Source organism: Lysinibacillus agricola (assembly GCF_016638705.1).
Classification (GTDB): Bacteria; Bacillota; Bacilli; order Bacillales_A; family Planococcaceae; genus Lysinibacillus; species Lysinibacillus agricola.
Genome location: NZ_CP067341.1, coordinates 3,574,822 through 3,592,978, shown reverse-complemented (window position 1 = coordinate 3,592,978; position 18,157 = coordinate 3,574,822). Strand labels below are relative to the sequence as shown.

Here is an 18,157-nt window from a genome sequence, read left to right as displayed (position 1 = left end):
CGAGGATGTGACCGCATGGAAAGTATAAAAGCAGTAGTTTTTGCTTGTGGTACAGAGGAATATGCAGTGCCTGTGGAACAAGCGATTTCGATTGAAAAGTTAGAGCAAGTAACACCGATTCCTCATTTGCCTAATTATCTTCTAGGCTTCACAAGAATTCGTGGCGAGCTTGTCCCTGTGCTTGATTTTGAGCGTATTCTTTATAATCGTTCTTCTAATGCTGCAACAGCACGAATTATAGTGTTGAACACGGATGTTGTGAATTACGGATTACTTGTAACAGAAGCTCGTGAAATTCTTGATTTTGATGAGTCAGTATTAAAGCAGATGGGACTTGTCAATTATTCAAAAACGCGCTACTTTACAGCTGTTGCTAATCTTGAAAATCGCATGATCACATACGTAGACCCGAAAATACTTGTGAATTCATTAGAAGGTATACGTGAAATTATAAATTATTTGCACAAAATGCTTGAAAATGAAAAAGAAAACGTAGAGGCTTGAGTTTTTATTAAAGTGTTTAAGTAAACACATCATCGTTGATGTTTTAGACGGAATTACAAATATGTGATTCTGTCTTTCTTTTTAAGTGGTTTCCTAACAATAAAAGGAAAATGAATAATCGATGTTGAAATTTAAGCTTATTACCAAAACGTGTGGTTGATTTCCGTTCCGACTAGGGGCGTCTGGGCAAAAAGTATATTATGTGCGAAAGCGAAGTGTTAAGATGAGCTAAATTTTATTTAGGCTGTAAATTATGAGTAAATATAAGACTTTAATTGTGTGTACATTACAAATAAGCATAATTATGAATTTATCTTTCTATAAATTAAGTAAATATTAATCATTGGGGAGGTGTTTGTCACATGGATTCAAAGGAAAAGGAAACACCAGAAGAAAAAAGAGAACGTTTAAGACAAAGTGAATTAAAAAATAATCCTACTGGTTCTCTAAACGATGGAGTAAATAGAGGAGTTGGTGGAAATTTAACTGGTATGAGTTGGAAAGAGATAGTGGTATTAGTTTTAGTATTATTTATAGGATATATTGTATACAAATTGTTTTTTTAGTGAACTTAAAAATAGAAGATTCGAATAAGTGTGAGCGGTAATCGTTGCACGTTCCGACCAATTTTTTCTCCCTGTTTGATAAGTTTGATCGGACAAATCTACTTCATCCATAATTTGTGGACACCATTTTTCGTTCATGATTTTAATCATTATGTACAATTACTTATCTTTAATGTTACAGAATACCTCAACGCTTTTTACTGCTATAGTAAAAATAACCTGTGTTCCTATTATTTTATTCGAAAGTTGTCAACATAATTATGCATTTTACCTACAGACATATTCATTCTAACGTCGTATTATGTAAGGTAAGAAAACTACTGTAAAGGCAAACTTCACCGAAAGGGAAGGACGCAAAGCCATGAGTCTAAACACTATTCTAGTGCATGATTGTCAGGTTGCCAGGTTCTGTTCTATGAGCCTTGGCATATATAGAATGGAGATGTAACATATGGTAAGTCGGTCACTATTTAGAGCAGTCATTGTTTTTGTAGTAACAATTGTAAGTACATTAGGATTAACAATGGGAAAGGTAGACGCAATGGATATGCAAGATAAGGCTACCTGGTTATGGGATACGACAAAGATTGTTGAAGATGAATCAGGAGTACTCTCATTTTTAGAAAGCAAACATGTTAATAAATTATATTTACAAATTAATAATGATATAGCAAGTAGCTATTATAAAAGCTTTATCGATCAAGCATCCGCAAAAGGTATAAAAGTATATGCGTTGGATGGTGCTGCGAGCTGGGTTTCAGCAGAGGGCTATCAAATGCAGGATCAGCTGTTTGATTGGTTACATACATATAATGAGAACGCAGCAGCAACAGAGCAATTTTCAGGAGTCCATCTCGATGTAGAGCCCTACTTAAATAGCGGTTGGAGCTCGAACCAAGTAAAAACGATTGAATCCTATCAAGCGCTTCTTACTAGAGCTAAAGAGAATACCGATCAATTACAATTGCCGTTGGAAGTGGATATGCCATTTTGGTTTGACGAAATTAAATACAACAATCAATTTGGACAAGGTTTATTAGCGGAGTGGGTGATTGACCAAGTGGAAAGTGTTTCGATTATGGCTTATCGAGATGCTGCTAAAGACATTATTAAAATTGTTGAACATGAAATAAACTATGCACAGAAAGTAAATAAATCAATTGTTATTGGTGTGGAAACAGGAGCCTCTGATGAAGGGCAAAATATTACCTTCTATGATGATGGAGAATCCTATATGAATAAACAATTAGCACAAGTTCATAAAAACTATGCCAAAAAAACAAGCTATAATGGTTTTGCCATTCATCATGTTGATAGTTGGATGAATATGCAGCCGTAAAAAAATCCTCTCCAGCACATTAAGTTGGAGAGGATTTTCTTTGTTATTATGAAAGTCGACCGCTATAGTCTTCAAATTTAAATTCACGAATGACTTTAATGCCTTCTTCATCGTTATAAGAAACGATTGATGGAAGATTTACACCATTAAACATATGGTTTTTCACCATTGAATAATGCGCCATATCTGTAAATACAAGACGGTCGCCTGGTTTTAAAGGTTGTTCAAATGAATAATCACCAATTACATCACCAGCAAGACATGTAAGCCCGCCTAGACGATATGTGTATGCTAGCTCATTTGGTTGACCTGAACCGATAATCATTGGGCGGTATGGCATTTCTAGAACGTCTGGCATATGACATGTTGCCGATGTATCTAAAATTGCTAAGTCCATATCGTTTTTTTGTACATCAAGAACAGTTGCAACTAAATAACCTGTATTGAGGGCAACAGCTTCTCCTGGCTCTAAATATACGAGAAGATTATACTTGTCTTGAATATAATTAATGATATTCACAAGTTTTTCTACATCATAATCCTCACGAGTAATATGGTGACCACCGCCAAAGTTTAACCATTTCATTTGGTGTAAGACATCACCAAATTTTTCTTCGACAACTTGTATAATACGCTCTAACGTATCTGAGTTTTGCTCACACATTGCGTGGAAGTGTAAGCCATCAATACCTTCAAGCTGTGACTTGTCGAAGTTGGCTAATGTTGTACCAAGACGAGAATTTGTGTAGCAAGGATCGTAAAGCGCTGTTTCAATTTCAGAGTACTCAGGATTGATACGAATACCACATTCAATTGTTTTACCAGCAGATTTTACTTTGTCCTTATATTGAGCCCATTGGTTAAATGAATTAAACACGATGTGATCAACATAGTCAAGAAGCTCGTCCATTTCGTGCTCCACGTAAGCTGGTGCATAGACATGAACTTCTTTGCCCATTTTTTCATAGCCCAGTCGAGCTTCGAATAATGAGCTTGACGTAATCCCTGCCAAATATTCACCCACTAATGGGAATGTTGAATGCATTGAAAATCCTTTTAAGGCTAATAAAATACGGCAGCCAGTACGATCTTGAATCGATTTTAAAAGTTCTAGATTTTTTGTTAATAATCGTTCATCCACTACGTAAGAAGGGGATGGAACTTTTGAGAAATCAATTGGTTTCATCGGCTTAATTCCTTTGCATCTAAATCAAGGTCAAGTAATTCTGGATTATGGCTTTCTTGCCATGGTAGACCCCATTTATTTAGTGCATCCATGAATGGATCTGGATTGAAATCTTCTACGTTCCAAACACCTGGTTTACGCCATTGACCGTTCATCACAAGCATAGCACCAATCATTGCTGGTACACCAGTTGTGTAAGAAATCGCCTGTGAACCAACCTCGTTATAGCATTCCTCGTGGTCACATACGTTGTACACATAATAAGTTTTTTCCTTGCCATCTTTTAGACCGCGGATGATACAACCGATATTAGTTTTTCCTTTTGTACGTGGTCCAAGTGATGCTGGATCAGGAAGTACAGCTTTCAGGAAGTGAATTGGTTGAACCATTTGCCCTTCAAATTCGATAGGCTCGATAGAAGTCATTCCAACATTCTCTAATACTTTTAAATGTGTTAAGTATTTTTCTGAGAATGTCATCCAGAAACGAATTTGCTTTAAGCCTTTAATGTTTTTAGCAAGTGATTCTAGTTCTTCATGGTATAAAAGGTAAATATCTTTTGGTCCGATTTCTGGTAAGTTATAAACCTCTTTTTTCTCAAGTGGTGCAGTTTCGACCCACTCGCCTTCTTTCCAGTAACGACCATTCGCAGTAATTTCACGAATGTTGATTTCTGGGTTGAAGTTTGTTGCGAAATGGTAACCGTGATCACCAGCATTTGCATCCACGATATCAATGTAGTGGATTTCATCAAATTCATGTTTTTGTGCATGAGCTGTGAAAACGCCCGTTACACCTGGGTCAAAACCGCTACCAAGTAAAGCAGTTAAGCCAGCTTTTTCGAACTTCTCTTTATAAGCCCATTGCCATTTATATTCAAATTTTGCCGTTTCAGGTGGCTCGTAGTTTGCAGTATCCACATAGTGCACACCTGTCGCTAAGCAAGCATCCATAATCGTTAAGTCTTGATAAGGTAGTGCTACATTAATAACAACTTCTGGTCCGAAGGCTTTAATAAGCTCAATAACCTCTTCCGTCTTGTCTGCGTCTACCTGTGCGGTATGAATCTTTGTTTTTCCGCCATCTAGTTTTTCTTTTAGAGCGTCACATTTTGAAACAGTTCTACTTGCGATACAAATCTCCTCAAATACGTCCGAATTTTGAACACACTTGTGTACCACAACACTGGCTACTCCGCCAGCTCCTATAATCAATGCTTTACCCAATTGTCTACCCCCAAATTCATAAAAAGTATTGTCAAACAAGCTGATTATACAGAAAATTGATTTACTACTCAATCATTGTTTTTAAATTTTCTACAAAATTTTTTATTTTTCAACAATAATTGCCCGAATTCAAAGGGGAATACTACCAAAAAAGAGGATATTAGTGAAAAAAATCCCTTACCTACTGGTGTAGAGAAGGGGGAAATGCCTTTTTTTGTTCAACGAGCGTGTGAACTTCAAAAACTGTAATTTTAAGTCAACCGAGTTATTTAGAAAAACGATTCGATATTTGTTGTTTTTCATCCCCCCATAAATAAAAAAAGATTAGTAGTAATGTACTAAAAAAACCCATTACAAGGGCATAAGTGCTGAGGGCCACATCCACTTGACTTTGCATAGCATAAATGAAAATAGCTCCAAGTGTTAACAAATTTCCAATAATAAGCGATACAAAATGAAATCGTCTATTCATAGCACAAGCCCTCCTATATATAATTTACATGTTCTAAAAAATGAAAATACACTTCAATTATCTCATGATTCAGAACTTTATCCAATGTTTTTAATCAGAGGATTACCGCCACAGATGAAGCGGCGGAAAGAGATGTGTTAGCGGCGGAAAGGTATGTGTTAGCAGTGGAAAACTATGGCCAATCGGCGAAAAGTCTCCACCAAGCGGCGGAAAAGCATGTCCAAGCAGTGGAACCCTGTGCCGAGCAACGCGAGTGAAGCGGCTCATCCAGACGCCTTCGGGAAAACGCCCAGTCGGAACGGAAATCAACCCTCGCTATCTGATGAACCACAATGTGTACTGACTTTCATTAATTATGTGGACTGATGATTCAGTTTTGAAATTGAGAGAATTATAGAAAAATTATTGCTATTTAGTTTGTTTTAGATTTAAAGATGGTAAAATACTTATAAGACTTTTCTTTTGGTGAAGGTGAGGATTTAAATAGTGATCAAACAGTTTGATGAGCAAGTCCAACAGATAAATGAATTATTTTTAAATGGTCATGTAAAAGAAAGCTATCTATTAGCCAAAGCAGTTTTAGCAAATAGTGCCTTTACAGAACATGAGTCATTCGCAACAATCCAACAGCACGTCGCATTGTTGGAAGCGAACGGTTATGCAAATATGCCTGCTCCTACTGCTGAAAAAGTGAAGCAAAGTGTTGAACGAACAGATGGCTCTTATCCAGAGCGTGATGCACTCGCTGCATACATAGGAAGTGAGGATGACCAGCAATTCGGTAAAGTAGTAGATGAATTACTAGCTGGATCGGTCGAGGCACAAGCGAATGCATATTATACAATGGCTGAATATTTTGCTCTTGCAAAGGAGCATGATAAAGCACTTGTGCAATATGCGGAAGCGATAAAACTACAGCCAAATAAAGCTCTTTACTGGGGAGCCTTCGCACAGTTTTTGAGCCGTAATGAAGGCAGTCCGTATTTGGCACTACGTCTTATTGAAGAAGCTATTCAGTTAGATAGTATGAACCCTCGCTGGTACTATATTCAAGGGAATATTTTTTTACAGCTTGTTGCAACTACAAAAAATTTAAGCTATTTACCTGCTTTAGAAGAAGCCTGGGAAAAGGCTAAGAAACGTTGCTCAAATAAACAGGTGTCATTAAAAGTGGACATTGCGAAATCCAATGACGTGCTGTCACAATGGAAAAAACAAATGCTATAAGAGGAATGAGTAGCTGCCCTAAAAATTGTATGCTTAAAAAATAGATTTTCTGAAGTAAAGGTAAAATTCAAGCCTGTTCGATGAATTTACTGTAACGGGTAGGGAAATGATTATTGAATATCAATAGAAATAGCGTAATTAGATAATAAACAAGGTAGGGATTGATAATGAAACCTTTGCCTTGTTTATTATTATTGTATTGAATTATGGCTAAAATTTCGTTGGATGAAAGTTTAGTTCTTTGTTCAGCAGGGATATAGCACTCTTCAAGCTCCTATTCTAATAGTTTGAAATATAGAAGTGCAATTGAGAACAAACATCCAGTAGCTATAAGATTTAAACTTAAAGTAGCAAATACTGATGGACTTAAATATCATTTCGTAGTTGGTAATGGATGGTACTTAACTGGTTCAAATTACGATAATTTGATGATTGAATTTGAAGATCCTGATCCTGATGGTGATTCTCGAGCTATTGACTGGAGTAACTTTGTACAAGATTTTGATTTTGCATATATGCAATATTAGCAAAATAGAAGCCCTTATTCGTTTATAAGGGCTTTTACTGTTTATGTTTATATTTATTTTAATTACCTAAATTGCAATTACAAGTTGAACACTTTTTTTAAAAAAACACCCCAGAGGTTCCTTTGTCTTCTGTTTGTCGGTCGGCGTAGTCCGTTCAACCTGTGTTGGCTAGATCTGCAAGGCGGTTTCCCTTGTGGATCTAGCCAGTACAGGTTAGGATCTGTAGCTGACTGATGAACAGGAGACTTTTCTGTTTGGAGGGAGGCTCAGGGGTGCGGGGTGTCCCCGCGGTCTTAAGAGACGAGTTTCTGAAGTTCCTCTTCAAACAGTTCATTTGGTGTCTTGTAGGCAAAGATTTTTCTTGGTAGGTTGTTCATTGCCCTCTCAATCATACGAATTTGCGTCCGGCTATAATCCTCAATCGCATGTCCTTTAGGGATGAAACGACGGATGATTCCGTTGTGGTTTTCATTTGTTCCACGTTCCCACGAAGAGTATGGATGAGTGAAATAGATATTTATCCTATCACCAAACATTTCTGACAACCTAGCGAATTCAGAACCATTATCTGCGGTGATTGATTTAAAGACCGCAGATGTGTATTCACCGAATTCTTCGAGGACTGAAGAGAGTGCGTAGTTAACTGAGTCGGCATCTTTCCCGTCCATCTTTACGATGAATTCACGACGCGTTTTGCGTTCAATCAAAGTTAATAGTACATCATCTTCTTTATCCTTGCGCCCTACGACGGAGTCAATTTCAAAATGACCGAATTCTTCACGAGATTCAACGCTATCAGGACGTTCTTCAATACTTTTACCGAGAACTGTCTTATTTGGGCGTTGCGTTTTTCTTAACCTTTTTTTGGTATTTCGACGTACCTTTTAAGAGAAGGTCACTGTTTCGAGTTTTCAGAAGACCCAGCTCGATATAATGATAAAGGGTCTTTGTTGAGATCATTTCATCCGGAGAAAACAACCCTTTGAGCTTCGTAAGACCAACAATCGCATCTGGAGATAGGGTCCTTGTGCGATCAAGTAATAGTTCGTCAACAAATGCCAAGAATGCCTTCACACGCCCAAACTTCAACGGTTTTACGAGAACGAGCCACATTTCGATCTGTTACAGCTTGACCTGTTTCAGCAAGATATTGCGTTGTGTAGATATGTTTTTCCATTGATTTTTTTACTTGAGTGGTCGTGCCACGAGCAAGTTCATTGTAGATTGTCCCGCGCGAAACCTTGAGTTTTCGCGCAAGTTCGCTCTTATTTGTAATTCCGGCATTCAAATAGCCTTGAAGTTCTCCACGTTGAAACTGTGTAAGGCGTGGTTTCTTATTCGTTATTTTTATGTTATTCTGTTCTAGCATCGTATTCGAAATCCCTTCTTATTGATTGGTGTAGGAACCTCAATAATACACGATTTCGCGTACGATGTTTTTATTTTTCTAAAGTGTTCAACTTGATTCTACTATTCGCCTTTATTTTAATTATATACTTTTATAAAAAATTATTTGAAAGGGGATGTTAATTTGAAAGTTGCAAAGATTACACTTTTTATAACTAGTTTAGTAGTACTATTAATGTTTTATGTGAGTAACCGAATGACTGTGAGCCCAGTCACTATTTCAGGCAACGGGAATCCAGCATTGATAGTAGTTGCAATATTACTCCCAATATTCATTCTAATGGTTATATTATGGGTAAGAATTCTTCAAGTTCATTCAATAAGTAAACGCTTTTGCATTGTTGGAATAATTTTGACCTTTGTTCACTTGATTATGGCTTTTATTTATCAAAGAATCTCTCTAGCAAATTATCGAGAAGTTATAAAAGATGCATTAATTGAAAAGAACGGGAAAGTAGATGATCAATATGTACAAAACATCACAACAGTATTAGATATTCATGTTAACAACCAATATTTTAATGTTAATACATTCTTCATGTTTAACAGTTTTTCAATTTTCATTGCCTTAGTTTTTTATTTATTTCCAGATGATAAGATAGAAAATAAAGACGTACAAGAGTAAAAAGAGTGGTGTAGGCTAAAACATAAAAAACAATTTAAAATTGAATAAATAAGAAGTGCCGGGAGGTTCTTGTCCAAAATAAAGAAAGGATTTCTAGACATTCGAGGGTGATTAGCCGATCTTACATTAAATCAGATTTTAATATATTAATACCCGCCTTCAAGCAAGAAATGTTCTTTTAAACTAAGGCTGTTTTCGTAAACTTTGTTGCTTTTATAGAAACTCTAAATGATATTTGATTTAAATGATTAGAAAATATTAAAAGTGTTGATTTTTTGGGATGACTATAATTTAAAATAGTAATATAATATTTCGGATATAAATAATTTCAGAAAATGATATGGAACGATTATATTTCTAGAACGAATAATACTAAGAAGGAACAAAATTATGAAAAAAATTTCAAAAAACTTAATACGATTGCTCTAATAGTGTAATTTGGGCTTTGTATTGTATTTCGTTAAAGTTACCTGTTATTTCAAGCCCAGACTGGGGTGAAATGGGAGGACTCATTATATTGTTAATGGGTTGGCTAGGTTTCGTTCTAGAGTTATCGTCGACGGCTTATGTTGGTTGGTATGCAAACCTGTTTTTCATTTACATTTCGATTCAAACGTTTAGAGGGAAAAAAACTAGTATTAGTCATTTATTTATGTTGTTACTGGCTACTGGATCATTTTTCCCAATGAAAATGTTGCGAGATGAGGCAGGGGGTTCGTATGTTACGATAAGTCATAACCTTGGCTTTTATTTTTGGATCTCGGCAATAGTGAGTCGACCCTTATCATCTGTGGGCGACTCTTCCTTTATTACGCAAACGGGCAAAGGTCTATCTGTCTAGCTATTTTATTTTCAAACTTTATATAATTCCAGTCTACTTGTAATCATTTATTGATCCTTCATCCATAATAACTTCTACCATATTTGACCCGTACTTCGCCCATTCCCATATTCTTTTGATGATATCAACAGCACTTTTACTTCCAAAAATTACTGAAGAAACATCTTTATATAAAGGCTGTTAGTGAAAAAGAAAAATATTCACTTGGAATCTTTTAAGTAGATCAAAAAGCTCTGATAAGAAAAAAATGAATAGCAATAGGAATAGGTTTCCCCATAAAATCATACAAATAATTTAATAAAGTAATAGCGTGAAAAAGTGAATAAATATTAGTATAATGTTCTATTTATGTATTTTTATGCTATAATGCAACTATAAACGGACGTATGAAACGTATCTTATTGCATGAAAGAAGTGTTTATTTGAGTTTATATGTAGCGTATGTATTGGTTGGTCTTGCAATTGCCATGCCTGTTGGGGCTATTACAGTAGAAATGACAAAGCAAGGACTAAAAAATGGGTTTATGCATGGTTGGGCTGTTGGACTTGGTGGTATGACAATAGATATTGTATTGGTTTTTGCGTTGTATATGGGCCTAGCTTCCATTTTAGCAATGCCGATCATTCAAATCCCTATGTGGATTATAGGGGCTGGATTTTTATTCCTTTTAGGACTAGATTCTATCAAAAATGCTGATCATGATATTACGCTTGTAGGAGAGAAAGTGACAAAATCATTTTTTACTTCATATCGTAATGGTTTACTAGTTGCAATTTCACCTGGAAATCTAGTATTTTGGGTAAATGTTTTTGGAGTTGTACTAGCCAAATCATATGGGCAGGGGGAGTCAGCAAACTTTATAGTGATCGCTGCAGGGGTTCTGAGTGGCATATTGTTGCATGATATTGGGTTGATGACCATTGTTTCAGTTACCCGTAAAGCGATGAGTCGTAAGGTCATCAAGTCGCTTACAATGGTAGCGGGTGTATTACTAATTTGCTTTGCCGGATATTTTATTTATGAATTCATACATGCTATTAAGATTTATATATGAAAAGTGCGTTCCCGAAAGATCGCACTTTTTTTATTATCCTATATTACATATCAGTAAAAGATTAAAGTCTCATTTTATGCCGAAATCTCGGCATTTTCATGGATACAAGTTAAAATTTCTTCTGCTACTTGATGTGCTAAAGAGAGCTCAGAAGTGAAGCCTACACATGAACAATTCATTTCCCTAAAAATATAGCAATCTTCGCCAGCTTCGTTCGTATCTAACATGAAATCGGCTGTCCAAATGAGTGGTAAATCATAATTGCCCAGTAAACTAGTTACGAGAGGTAGTTGGATTAAAAAGTTTTGTACAAGCTCTTGCCAGTCTTCTGGTGCATCATAGCGATATTGCGCGCCTGAGAACAGTGTTGCACTAAAAGCGTCCTCGGAATTTGCTGGTTTTTTATGTACTACGTGAATGGGTTTATCACGTAGCATAAATAAGCGGATTTCACCTTCAGTAATACGTGGAAGGAAGCGCATATCAATTAGCATGCCATTTGGACCTGTAATATACTGTTCACAAAACTTTATGAAGTCGCCAAGTTTCCAATATTCTACGTGATTATCTTTGGCTTCTGTACATTTAATCTCCGCATCAAGTGGTACTTCTGTTATTCCTTCAGCGAGGGGTTCAACCAATTTAACTCGCCATATACCTTCGCCCGTCGAACCACGATTTTGCTTTAGGACGCGTTCGGTATTAGTAAGAGAGGTAGGGAATTGGGCTTTAAATGCCTCAATTGTATAATAAGCAAATGTATCATCAGGCACTAAATTCGTAGAGGACAACTTTGATAATACATCTTTAGAGCCATAGCCAATCATAGCATCAGGATGAGGCATACCGATGATACCCGCATTACATAGCTCACGTAACATATCAAAATACTCTTTCTCATGCTGTAAGTTTCCTGGATTAATACGTGATACATAGGCAATACCATGCTCTTTGACGTAATTAAAAATTTCCTCTTTTTTTGTTACATCAAAGAAAATGACTTCTGCATCCTGTCCATGGTGAATTAGCGCATTCACCATTGGCATTGTATCTTTTCGATAACCACCTGGTCCCTTATCTGTGCCACCACGAACCTCGAAAAAAATAACTTTTCTATCCATAAAAATACCCCCTTTTTATGATTAAAGATATTTTCAGTATACTGGACAGATAAGGAAAAAAGATATATAAAATATGTAAATTTTATGTATAGATTCATGATTTATTTAATTTTTAATAGGTATTTGTGACTAATATTTTTAAATTTATCTAAATTTAGTTAAACCTTCCTAAGAGCGCTTTTTCTGAAAAACCGTGAGATATAAAATCATACAGAGAATAAGCATTGTCCCAATAAACTGAAAGCTACCAAAGGGAATTTTAAGCCAAAAGACACTTGTCATAACGGCCGTTAGAGGCTCCAAGCTACCAAGTAAACTAGTTTCTTTTGGCGATAAATAATGCAAACTAGCAATATAAAACCAAAATGCTAGCATTGTCCCAAAAATAACGATAAAAAGAAAATAAGCGATTGTCGACAATGCCCAGTTTGCCATGTCAATTTGCCATGGCTGATGGAAAAGGCTCATTACAATCCCGCCAATAAGCATTGACCAGCCTACAACTAACAATGAGTGAAACTGCTGTAAGAGTGAGACAGCATATAACGTATAAAAAGCAGCCGAAAGACCAGATAAAATCCCCCAAAACACGGCCATTGCTGGAACAGAAAGTGTAGACAATGAACCGTTAGTAAGTAATAAAAAAGTACCAATAAGCGTCAAAGTTACAGCGATTCCATCCTGCCTTGTCAGTTGACTGTGCTTCGTTATTAAATAATAGGCCATAATAAAAAGTGGTGCTAAATATTGCAATAAAGTAGCAACAGCCGAGTTACCTATAGCAATTGACATCATATAAGTATATTGAACCGCCAGCATCCCGAGTAAACTAAATAAAATTTGTCTAAAAGCATTTTGCTTCGTCCGCCACATCACAAAAATAGACTTTTTACGATGTGTAATTTTATAGGCCATAATGAGTAATAGACCGGCTAAAAGAAGACGACTAGAAACGAGCCAGCCAACCTCTATATTTTCCTGCTGAAAAAGCTTTTGTGCGACGGTTCCACCAATCCCCCAAAAACTTGCCCCTAAAATGACAAGAATAAAACCAAGAGTACGATTTTTTTGTATAGATTGATTCATCTTTAAACATCTCCTAAACTATCAATATAAAGAAATTATAAAGAATGTATGACGAAAAAAATATCGATTTAAAGGGTTGAAAATATCAATATATTGAGGTGAGCTAAGAAGTGACGTTAACACATATTAAAATTGCAAAGGATTTACAAGAACTAACGTTACATGGGACGAAGGAATTTCCAGTTGCACTATATGAGACTGTTTTGCGATTAGATAGTCTGGATTTTTTACCGTTACATTGGCATAAGGAAATTCAATTTGTCTATGTAAAAAGTGGCCGTGTAGAATACCGAGTAGGAGCGGATGTCTTTGTCCTTGAGGAGGGAGAGGGGTTATTTGTCAATGCATCAAGTTTACATGAAGCAAAGCCTTTTCAAATAGAATGGGCTACAATCTTCTGTGTTAACGTGGACCCATTGCTTTTAGGCGGACACAAGGACAGTATTTTTGCAACTAAATATGTACTACCGTATATAACGAGCAATAGACTGCCCTATGTAAAGCTTTCCGGCGAATTGGCGCAAAAAGTAGAAATTGTAGCGAAATTACTGCAAGAGCAAGCCGTTTTTTATGAGCTAAAGGTTTGGAGAGAGCTATTAGTCATTTGGGAAACGATTTTGTCACAATCAATGCTAATAGAAGAAATACTAGATCCAGCAATTATTGTCCAGCATGAACGAGCAAAGGAAATGCTCGATTATTTACATACTCATTATCAGGAGAAGATATCTTTAGAAAATTTAGCTGCACATGTTTTTTTAAGTCGGGCAGAATGTAGTCGCTTTTTTTCAAAAATGGTCGGCATGACACCATTCACATATTTACTACACTATCGTCTTCGCAAAAGTATGGTGCTATTACGTGATAGTGAGCAATCCATCACTACAATTGCTACAACTACAGGTTTTAGTACAGTAAGTTACTATATTGAAAAATTTAAGAAATATACAGGATACTCTCCACATGTTTATCGTAGGCGAATAGTAGAATCAAGTTGAACACTTTAGAAAAATAAAAACATCGTACGCGAAATCGTGTATTATTGAGGTTCCTACACCAATCAATAAGAAGGGATTTCGAATACGATGCTAGAACAGAATAACATAAAAATAACGAATAAGAAACCACGCCTTACACAGTTTCAACGTGGAGAACTTCAAGGCTATTTGAATGCCGGAATTACAAATAAGAGCGAACTTGCGCGAAAACTCAAGGTTTCGCGCGGGACAATCTACAATGAACTTGCTCGTGGCACGACCACTCAAGTAAAAAAAATCAATGGAAAACATATCTACACAACGCAATATCTTGCTGAAACAGGTCAAGCTGTAACAGATCGAAATGTGGCTCGTTCTCGTAAACCGTTGAAGTTTGGGCGTGTGAAGGCATTCTTGGCATTTGTTGACGAACTATTACTTGATCGCACAAGGACCCTATCTCCAGATGCGATTGTTGGTCTTGCGAAGCTCAAAGGGTTGTTTTTCTCCGGATGAAATGATCTCAACAAAGACCCTTTATCATTATATCGAGCTGGGTCTTCTGAAAACTCGAAACAGTGACCTTCTCTTAAAGGTACGTCGAAATACCAAAAAGGTTAAGAAAAACGCAACGCCCAAAATAAGACAGTTCTCGGTAAAAGTATTGAAGAACGTCCTGATAGCGTTGAATCTCGTGAAGAATTCGGTCATTTTGAAATTGACTCCGTCGTAGGGCGCAAGGATAAAGAAGATGATGTACTATTAACTTTGATTGAACGCAAAAACGCGTCGTGAATTCATCGTAAAGATGGACAGGGAAAGATGCCGACTCAGTTAACTACGCACTCTCTTCAGTCCTCGAAGAATTCGGTGAATACACATCTGCGGTCTTTAAATCAATCACCGCAGATAATGGTTCTGAATTCGCTAGGTTGTCAGAAATGTTTGGTGATAGGATAAATATCTATTTCACTCATCCATACTCTTCGTGGGAACGTGGAACAAATGAAAACCACAACGGAATCATCCGTCGTTTCATCCCTAAAGGACATGCGATTGAGGATTATAGCCGGACGCAAATTCGTATGATTGAGAGGGCAATGAACAACCTACCAAGAAAAATCTTTGCCTACAAGACACCAAATGAACTGTTTGAAGAGGAACTTCAGAAACTCGTCTCTTAAGACCGCGGGGACACCCCGCACCCCTGAGCCTCCCTCCAAACAGAAAAGTCTCCTGTTCATCAGTCAGCTACAGATCCTAACCTGTACTGGCTAGATCCACAAGGGAAACCGCCTTGCAGATCTAGCCAACACAGGTTGAACGGACTACGCCGACCGACAAACAGAAGACAAAGGAACCTCTGGGGTGTTTTTTTAAAAAAAGTGTTCAACTTGTAATTGCAATTTAGGCATGTTTATCGTAAACAATTTTTTAATAAAAAATAGTAGAGTATAAAGGTGGAAAGAAGCAGAAGAGAATATCTACACAAAACATGAGGATATCCACGTAATAGAGGGGAATACCCGCTCTTGCAATGAATCGCTCTATTTATTGATGTGATGTAACTATTTGTAATTTAATCCTTCTAATAGGCAGTAGAATAAACTTGGAGGTGGTTCAATGAAAAAATCGATGTTCGGGATTTTATTCGTCATTCTATTTTTACTTTCTGCTTGTACTGTTGCAAAAACGCAAACATTAGAAGAATTTTATAAGGATGCAAAAATTGAAAATGTGGATAAAGTGATCATTCAAGATGGTTCAACTGGTTATGCTAAAACGATAACGAAGCAAGAGCAAATTGGGGAATTCCTAAATCTGATTAAAGATATAGAATTTATTCCACAAGATAATCAAGAAGAACGAACAGGCTGGCTCTATGGTATTGCTCTTTTGGATGGCGAAAAAGAATTTATATTTACGCTTAGTGAAATAGACAATACCTATTACGACTCAAAGTCAGATATTCATCCAATTGTAGAAAACTATTACAAACAATTAGAGATTGCAGAAAAATAAGGGCATAAAAACTACTAAAGACCTCTTAATAAGGAGGTCTTTTATTTTGCAAGTCTTAATGTCTTGACAGTAGTGTTATTTCTTTTTTGAGAATTTGATCTGATTTCGTTTTTACATGTGAATAATTCTTGAAAATTATTGGATTAGATCCAGCACTTTTTCGTTGAAGCGGTTGACAATAATAACCATTTAAAATAAAGTAAAGTTAATAGTAAAGATACCTTTACTATTAACTTTACTTAAAGGATTGAATGAGTGATGGCAAAGGATGAAGAACTAATTTATAAGCTTGTGGAGGAAATGAATGAAGCTATTTATTCGATGGATAGCCCCCTCTGTTAGGATAGATGTCGTAGGATGCTTTAGTGTTATAGTTAAGTAAATAACACGGAGGTCGATCGATATGACAGGAAGAAATAGAGTGCGATATTCGCAAGAACAAAAAGAAGCAATTGTTAAACGCATGATGCCACCGAATAACGAAGCAGTGGCGCAAATTGCGAAAGAAGAAGGCATTACAGAAGTGACGTTATACAAGTGGCGTAAAGAAGCGCGTGCAGCTGGTGTGGCAACGCCTGGAAATGGTCAAACCAGTGATAAATGGAATAGCCAAGATAAGTTTTTAATCGTGATGGAGACGTTCACGATGAATGAGGTTGAGTTGGCGGAGTATTGCCGTAAGAAAGGGTTGTATCGCGAACAAATTGAAGCTTGGCGCAATGTATGCCTTCAAGCAAATGGTCAAACATCAGATCAAACGAAACAGTTGAATGGCGCATTGAAGGAAGAACAAAAGCGTGCAAAGCAATTGGAAAAAGAGCTACAAAAAAAGGAAAAGGCACTTGCGGAAGCTGCTGCATTACTACTGCTTAGAAAAAAGGCCCAAGCGATTTGGGGGGACGACGAGGACGAATGATTAGCCCATCAAATCGCGCATTAGCTATAGAACTCATCCAAGAAGCCAATCAGAACGGTGCGCGATTAGCGAAAGCTTGTCAAGAACTACACATTAGTGTACGTACTTATGAACGTTGGATTTCGGATGGGTGTGTGAAGGTCGATCAGCGCCCACTTACGAAACGTCCTACACCAAAAAATAAGTTATCACAAGAAGAAAAAGAGGAAATACTAACGATTGTGAAGCAAGAGAAATATGCGGATTGCCCACCTACGCAAATTGTGCCTAGACTTGCGGACAAAGGAACTTACATTGCGTCAGAATCGACATTTTATCGTGTATTACGTGAAGAAAAGATGCAGCATCACCGAGGACGTAGCCAAAAGCCTGAGCGAAGAATCCCGGAAAGCCATCTGGCAACAGCGCCAAATCAAGTGTGGACATGGGATATCACTTGGCTCGGAGGACCAGTGAAAGGTTTATATTATCGACTCTATTTAATTCTCGACTTGTTTAGTAGAAAGATAGTCGGCTGGGAAGTATGGGAAACAGAAGAGGCAAAACACGCCGAAACACTCGTAAAAAAAGCAGTGATCAGTGAAAAAATTCTGGGAGAACCACTAGTATTACATTCCGACAATGGGAGTCCAATGAAAGCCTCGACCTTTCTAGGTTTACTAGAGAAGTTGGGCATCCAAAGTTCGTTTTCAAGACCACGTGTGAGTAACGATAACCCTTACTCAGAGGCGATGTTTCGGACACTCAAGTATCGACCAGATTTTCCACACAAAGGTTTTGAAACACTTAAAAGAGCAAGACAATGGGCACAGCAATTTGTCCATTGGTACAACGAGATTCACCTGCATAGCGGGCTGAATTTTGTAACACCAGTGCAGTGTCATACGGGCCAACACGTAGCCCTATTAGAAAAGCGAAAAGACGTGTACGAGGCTGCGAAGGAGAAGCATCCGGAGCGTTGGACACGAAGTACAAGAAATTGGGCACCGAATGAACAAGTAGCACTCAATCCAATGCGAGATGAGGGGCAAACCGAATTAGTGAAAAAACCATAATAGTC

General features: G+C 37.1%; 17 protein-coding genes, 2 pseudogenes and 1 riboswitch. Of the genes and pseudogenes, 12 read left to right on the top strand and 7 right to left on the bottom strand.

From position 1 onward, the window contains the following. Positions 1–15: 15 nt before the first annotated feature. The 3 genes from FJQ98_RS17870 (at position 16) to FJQ98_RS17860 (ending at position 2,409) form a co-directional block, all read left to right on the top strand. A complete protein-coding gene (locus FJQ98_RS17870) occupies positions 16–504 on the top strand; it encodes a chemotaxis protein CheW (protein WP_053594601.1) in 489 nt (162 codons plus the stop codon). Between the two features lie 362 nt (positions 505–866). Next, entirely contained in the window at positions 867–1,070 is a 204-nt protein-coding gene (locus FJQ98_RS17865) for a DUF6366 family protein (RefSeq protein WP_053594602.1), read from the top strand. A gap of 317 nt (positions 1,071–1,387) precedes the next feature. Next, positions 1,388–1,476, top strand: a riboswitch (cyclic di-GMP riboswitch). A 45-nt stretch (positions 1,477–1,521) separates the two neighbouring features. Continuing rightward, positions 1,522–2,409, top strand: coding sequence for a hypothetical protein (locus FJQ98_RS17860; RefSeq protein WP_053594603.1), 888 nt, complete (start codon positions 1,522–1,524; stop codon positions 2,407–2,409). 46 nt (positions 2,410–2,455) lie between these two features. Here the strand turns inward: FJQ98_RS17860 and nspC are convergent, their stop codons facing one another. The 3 genes from nspC to FJQ98_RS17845 form a co-directional block, all read right to left on the bottom strand. Continuing rightward, positions 2,456–3,595, bottom strand: coding sequence for a carboxynorspermidine decarboxylase (gene nspC / locus FJQ98_RS17855; RefSeq protein WP_053594604.1), 1,140 nt, complete (start codon positions 3,593–3,595; stop codon positions 2,456–2,458). Further along, a complete protein-coding gene (locus FJQ98_RS17850) occupies positions 3,592–4,821 on the bottom strand; it encodes a saccharopine dehydrogenase family protein (RefSeq protein ID WP_053594605.1) in 1,230 nt (409 codons plus the stop codon). The genes nspC and FJQ98_RS17850 overlap by 4 nt, the downstream gene beginning before the upstream one ends. A gap of 265 nt (positions 4,822–5,086) precedes the next feature. Continuing rightward, the gene (locus tag FJQ98_RS17845) at positions 5,087–5,293 is read right to left on the bottom strand and encodes a hypothetical protein (RefSeq protein WP_053594606.1); all 207 of its coding nucleotides are present in this window, start codon (positions 5,291–5,293) and stop codon (positions 5,087–5,089) included. 486 nt (positions 5,294–5,779) lie between these two features. On the opposite strand from FJQ98_RS17845, the gene FJQ98_RS17840 reads away from it, so the two are divergent. Next, positions 5,780–6,520: a tetratricopeptide repeat protein gene (locus FJQ98_RS17840; RefSeq protein ID WP_241774555.1), complete on the top strand. Its 741-nt coding sequence runs from the start codon at positions 5,780–5,782 to the stop codon at positions 6,518–6,520. Positions 6,521–7,340: 820 nt separating this feature from the next. On the opposite strand, the pseudogene FJQ98_RS17835 reads toward FJQ98_RS17840, so the two are convergent. Both FJQ98_RS17835 and FJQ98_RS17830 read right to left on the bottom strand, forming a co-directional pair. Further along, positions 7,341–7,913: pseudogene (locus FJQ98_RS17835) on the bottom strand (IS30 family transposase); the annotation flags it as partial. Between the two features lie 182 nt (positions 7,914–8,095). Further along, a complete protein-coding gene (locus FJQ98_RS17830; protein ID WP_201406489.1) occupies positions 8,096–8,416 on the bottom strand; it encodes a helix-turn-helix domain-containing protein in 321 nt (106 codons plus the stop codon). Between the two features lie 162 nt (positions 8,417–8,578). On the opposite strand from FJQ98_RS17830, the gene FJQ98_RS17825 reads away from it, so the two are divergent. The 3 genes from FJQ98_RS17825 (at position 8,579) to FJQ98_RS17815 (ending at position 10,975) form a co-directional block, all read left to right on the top strand. Beyond that, positions 8,579–9,079, top strand: coding sequence for a hypothetical protein (locus tag FJQ98_RS17825; protein WP_053595471.1), 501 nt, complete (start codon positions 8,579–8,581; stop codon positions 9,077–9,079). 517 nt (positions 9,080–9,596) lie between these two features. After that, positions 9,597–9,920 carry a hypothetical protein gene (locus tag FJQ98_RS17820; RefSeq protein WP_053595470.1) on the top strand — a complete coding sequence of 108 codons (324 nt, stop codon included), beginning with the start codon at positions 9,597–9,599 and terminating at the stop codon, positions 9,918–9,920. A gap of 422 nt (positions 9,921–10,342) precedes the next feature. Further along, positions 10,343–10,975, top strand: a complete 633-nt coding sequence (locus FJQ98_RS17815; protein WP_053595469.1) for a LysE family transporter — start codon at positions 10,343–10,345, stop codon at positions 10,973–10,975. A 74-nt stretch (positions 10,976–11,049) separates the two neighbouring features. Here FJQ98_RS17815 and FJQ98_RS17810 read toward each other — a convergent pair whose 3' ends face one another. Then, positions 11,050–12,096, bottom strand: coding sequence for a Cj0069 family protein (locus FJQ98_RS17810; RefSeq protein ID WP_201406488.1), 1,047 nt, complete (start codon positions 12,094–12,096; stop codon positions 11,050–11,052). Positions 12,097–12,264: 168 nt separating this feature from the next. Continuing rightward, positions 12,265–13,182 carry a DMT family transporter gene (locus tag FJQ98_RS17805; RefSeq protein WP_053595467.1) on the bottom strand — a complete coding sequence of 306 codons (918 nt, stop codon included), beginning with the start codon at positions 13,180–13,182 and terminating at the stop codon, positions 12,265–12,267. 110 nt (positions 13,183–13,292) lie between these two features. Here FJQ98_RS17805 and FJQ98_RS17800 point away from each other — a divergent pair, with 110 nt between their 5' ends. From FJQ98_RS17800 to FJQ98_RS17785, 5 genes and pseudogenes are all read left to right on the top strand, one after another. Further along, positions 13,293–14,180 carry an AraC family transcriptional regulator gene (locus FJQ98_RS17800; RefSeq protein WP_201406487.1) on the top strand — a complete coding sequence of 296 codons (888 nt, stop codon included), beginning with the start codon at positions 13,293–13,295 and terminating at the stop codon, positions 14,178–14,180. Positions 14,181–14,267: 87 nt separating this feature from the next. Then, positions 14,268–14,675: a hypothetical protein gene (locus FJQ98_RS27630; protein WP_425492653.1), complete on the top strand. Its 408-nt coding sequence runs from the start codon at positions 14,268–14,270 to the stop codon at positions 14,673–14,675. A gap of 311 nt (positions 14,676–14,986) precedes the next feature. Continuing rightward, a pseudogene (locus FJQ98_RS27625) lies at positions 14,987–15,343 on the top strand (IS30 family transposase); the annotation flags it as partial. 439 nt (positions 15,344–15,782) lie between these two features. Continuing rightward, positions 15,783–16,181 (top strand): hypothetical protein, encoded by a 399-nt coding sequence (locus FJQ98_RS17790; RefSeq protein ID WP_053596265.1) that lies wholly within the window; start codon positions 15,783–15,785, stop codon positions 16,179–16,181. A 403-nt stretch (positions 16,182–16,584) separates the two neighbouring features. Then, positions 16,585–18,152, top strand: a protein-coding gene (locus FJQ98_RS17785; RefSeq protein WP_425492660.1) for an IS3 family transposase whose coding sequence is annotated in 2 segments (ribosomal slippage) — positions 16,585–17,068 and positions 17,068–18,152 — 1,569 coding nt in all. Because the reading frame shifts where the segments join, the coding sequence is not laid out codon by codon here. Positions 18,153–18,157 lie beyond the last annotated feature (5 nt).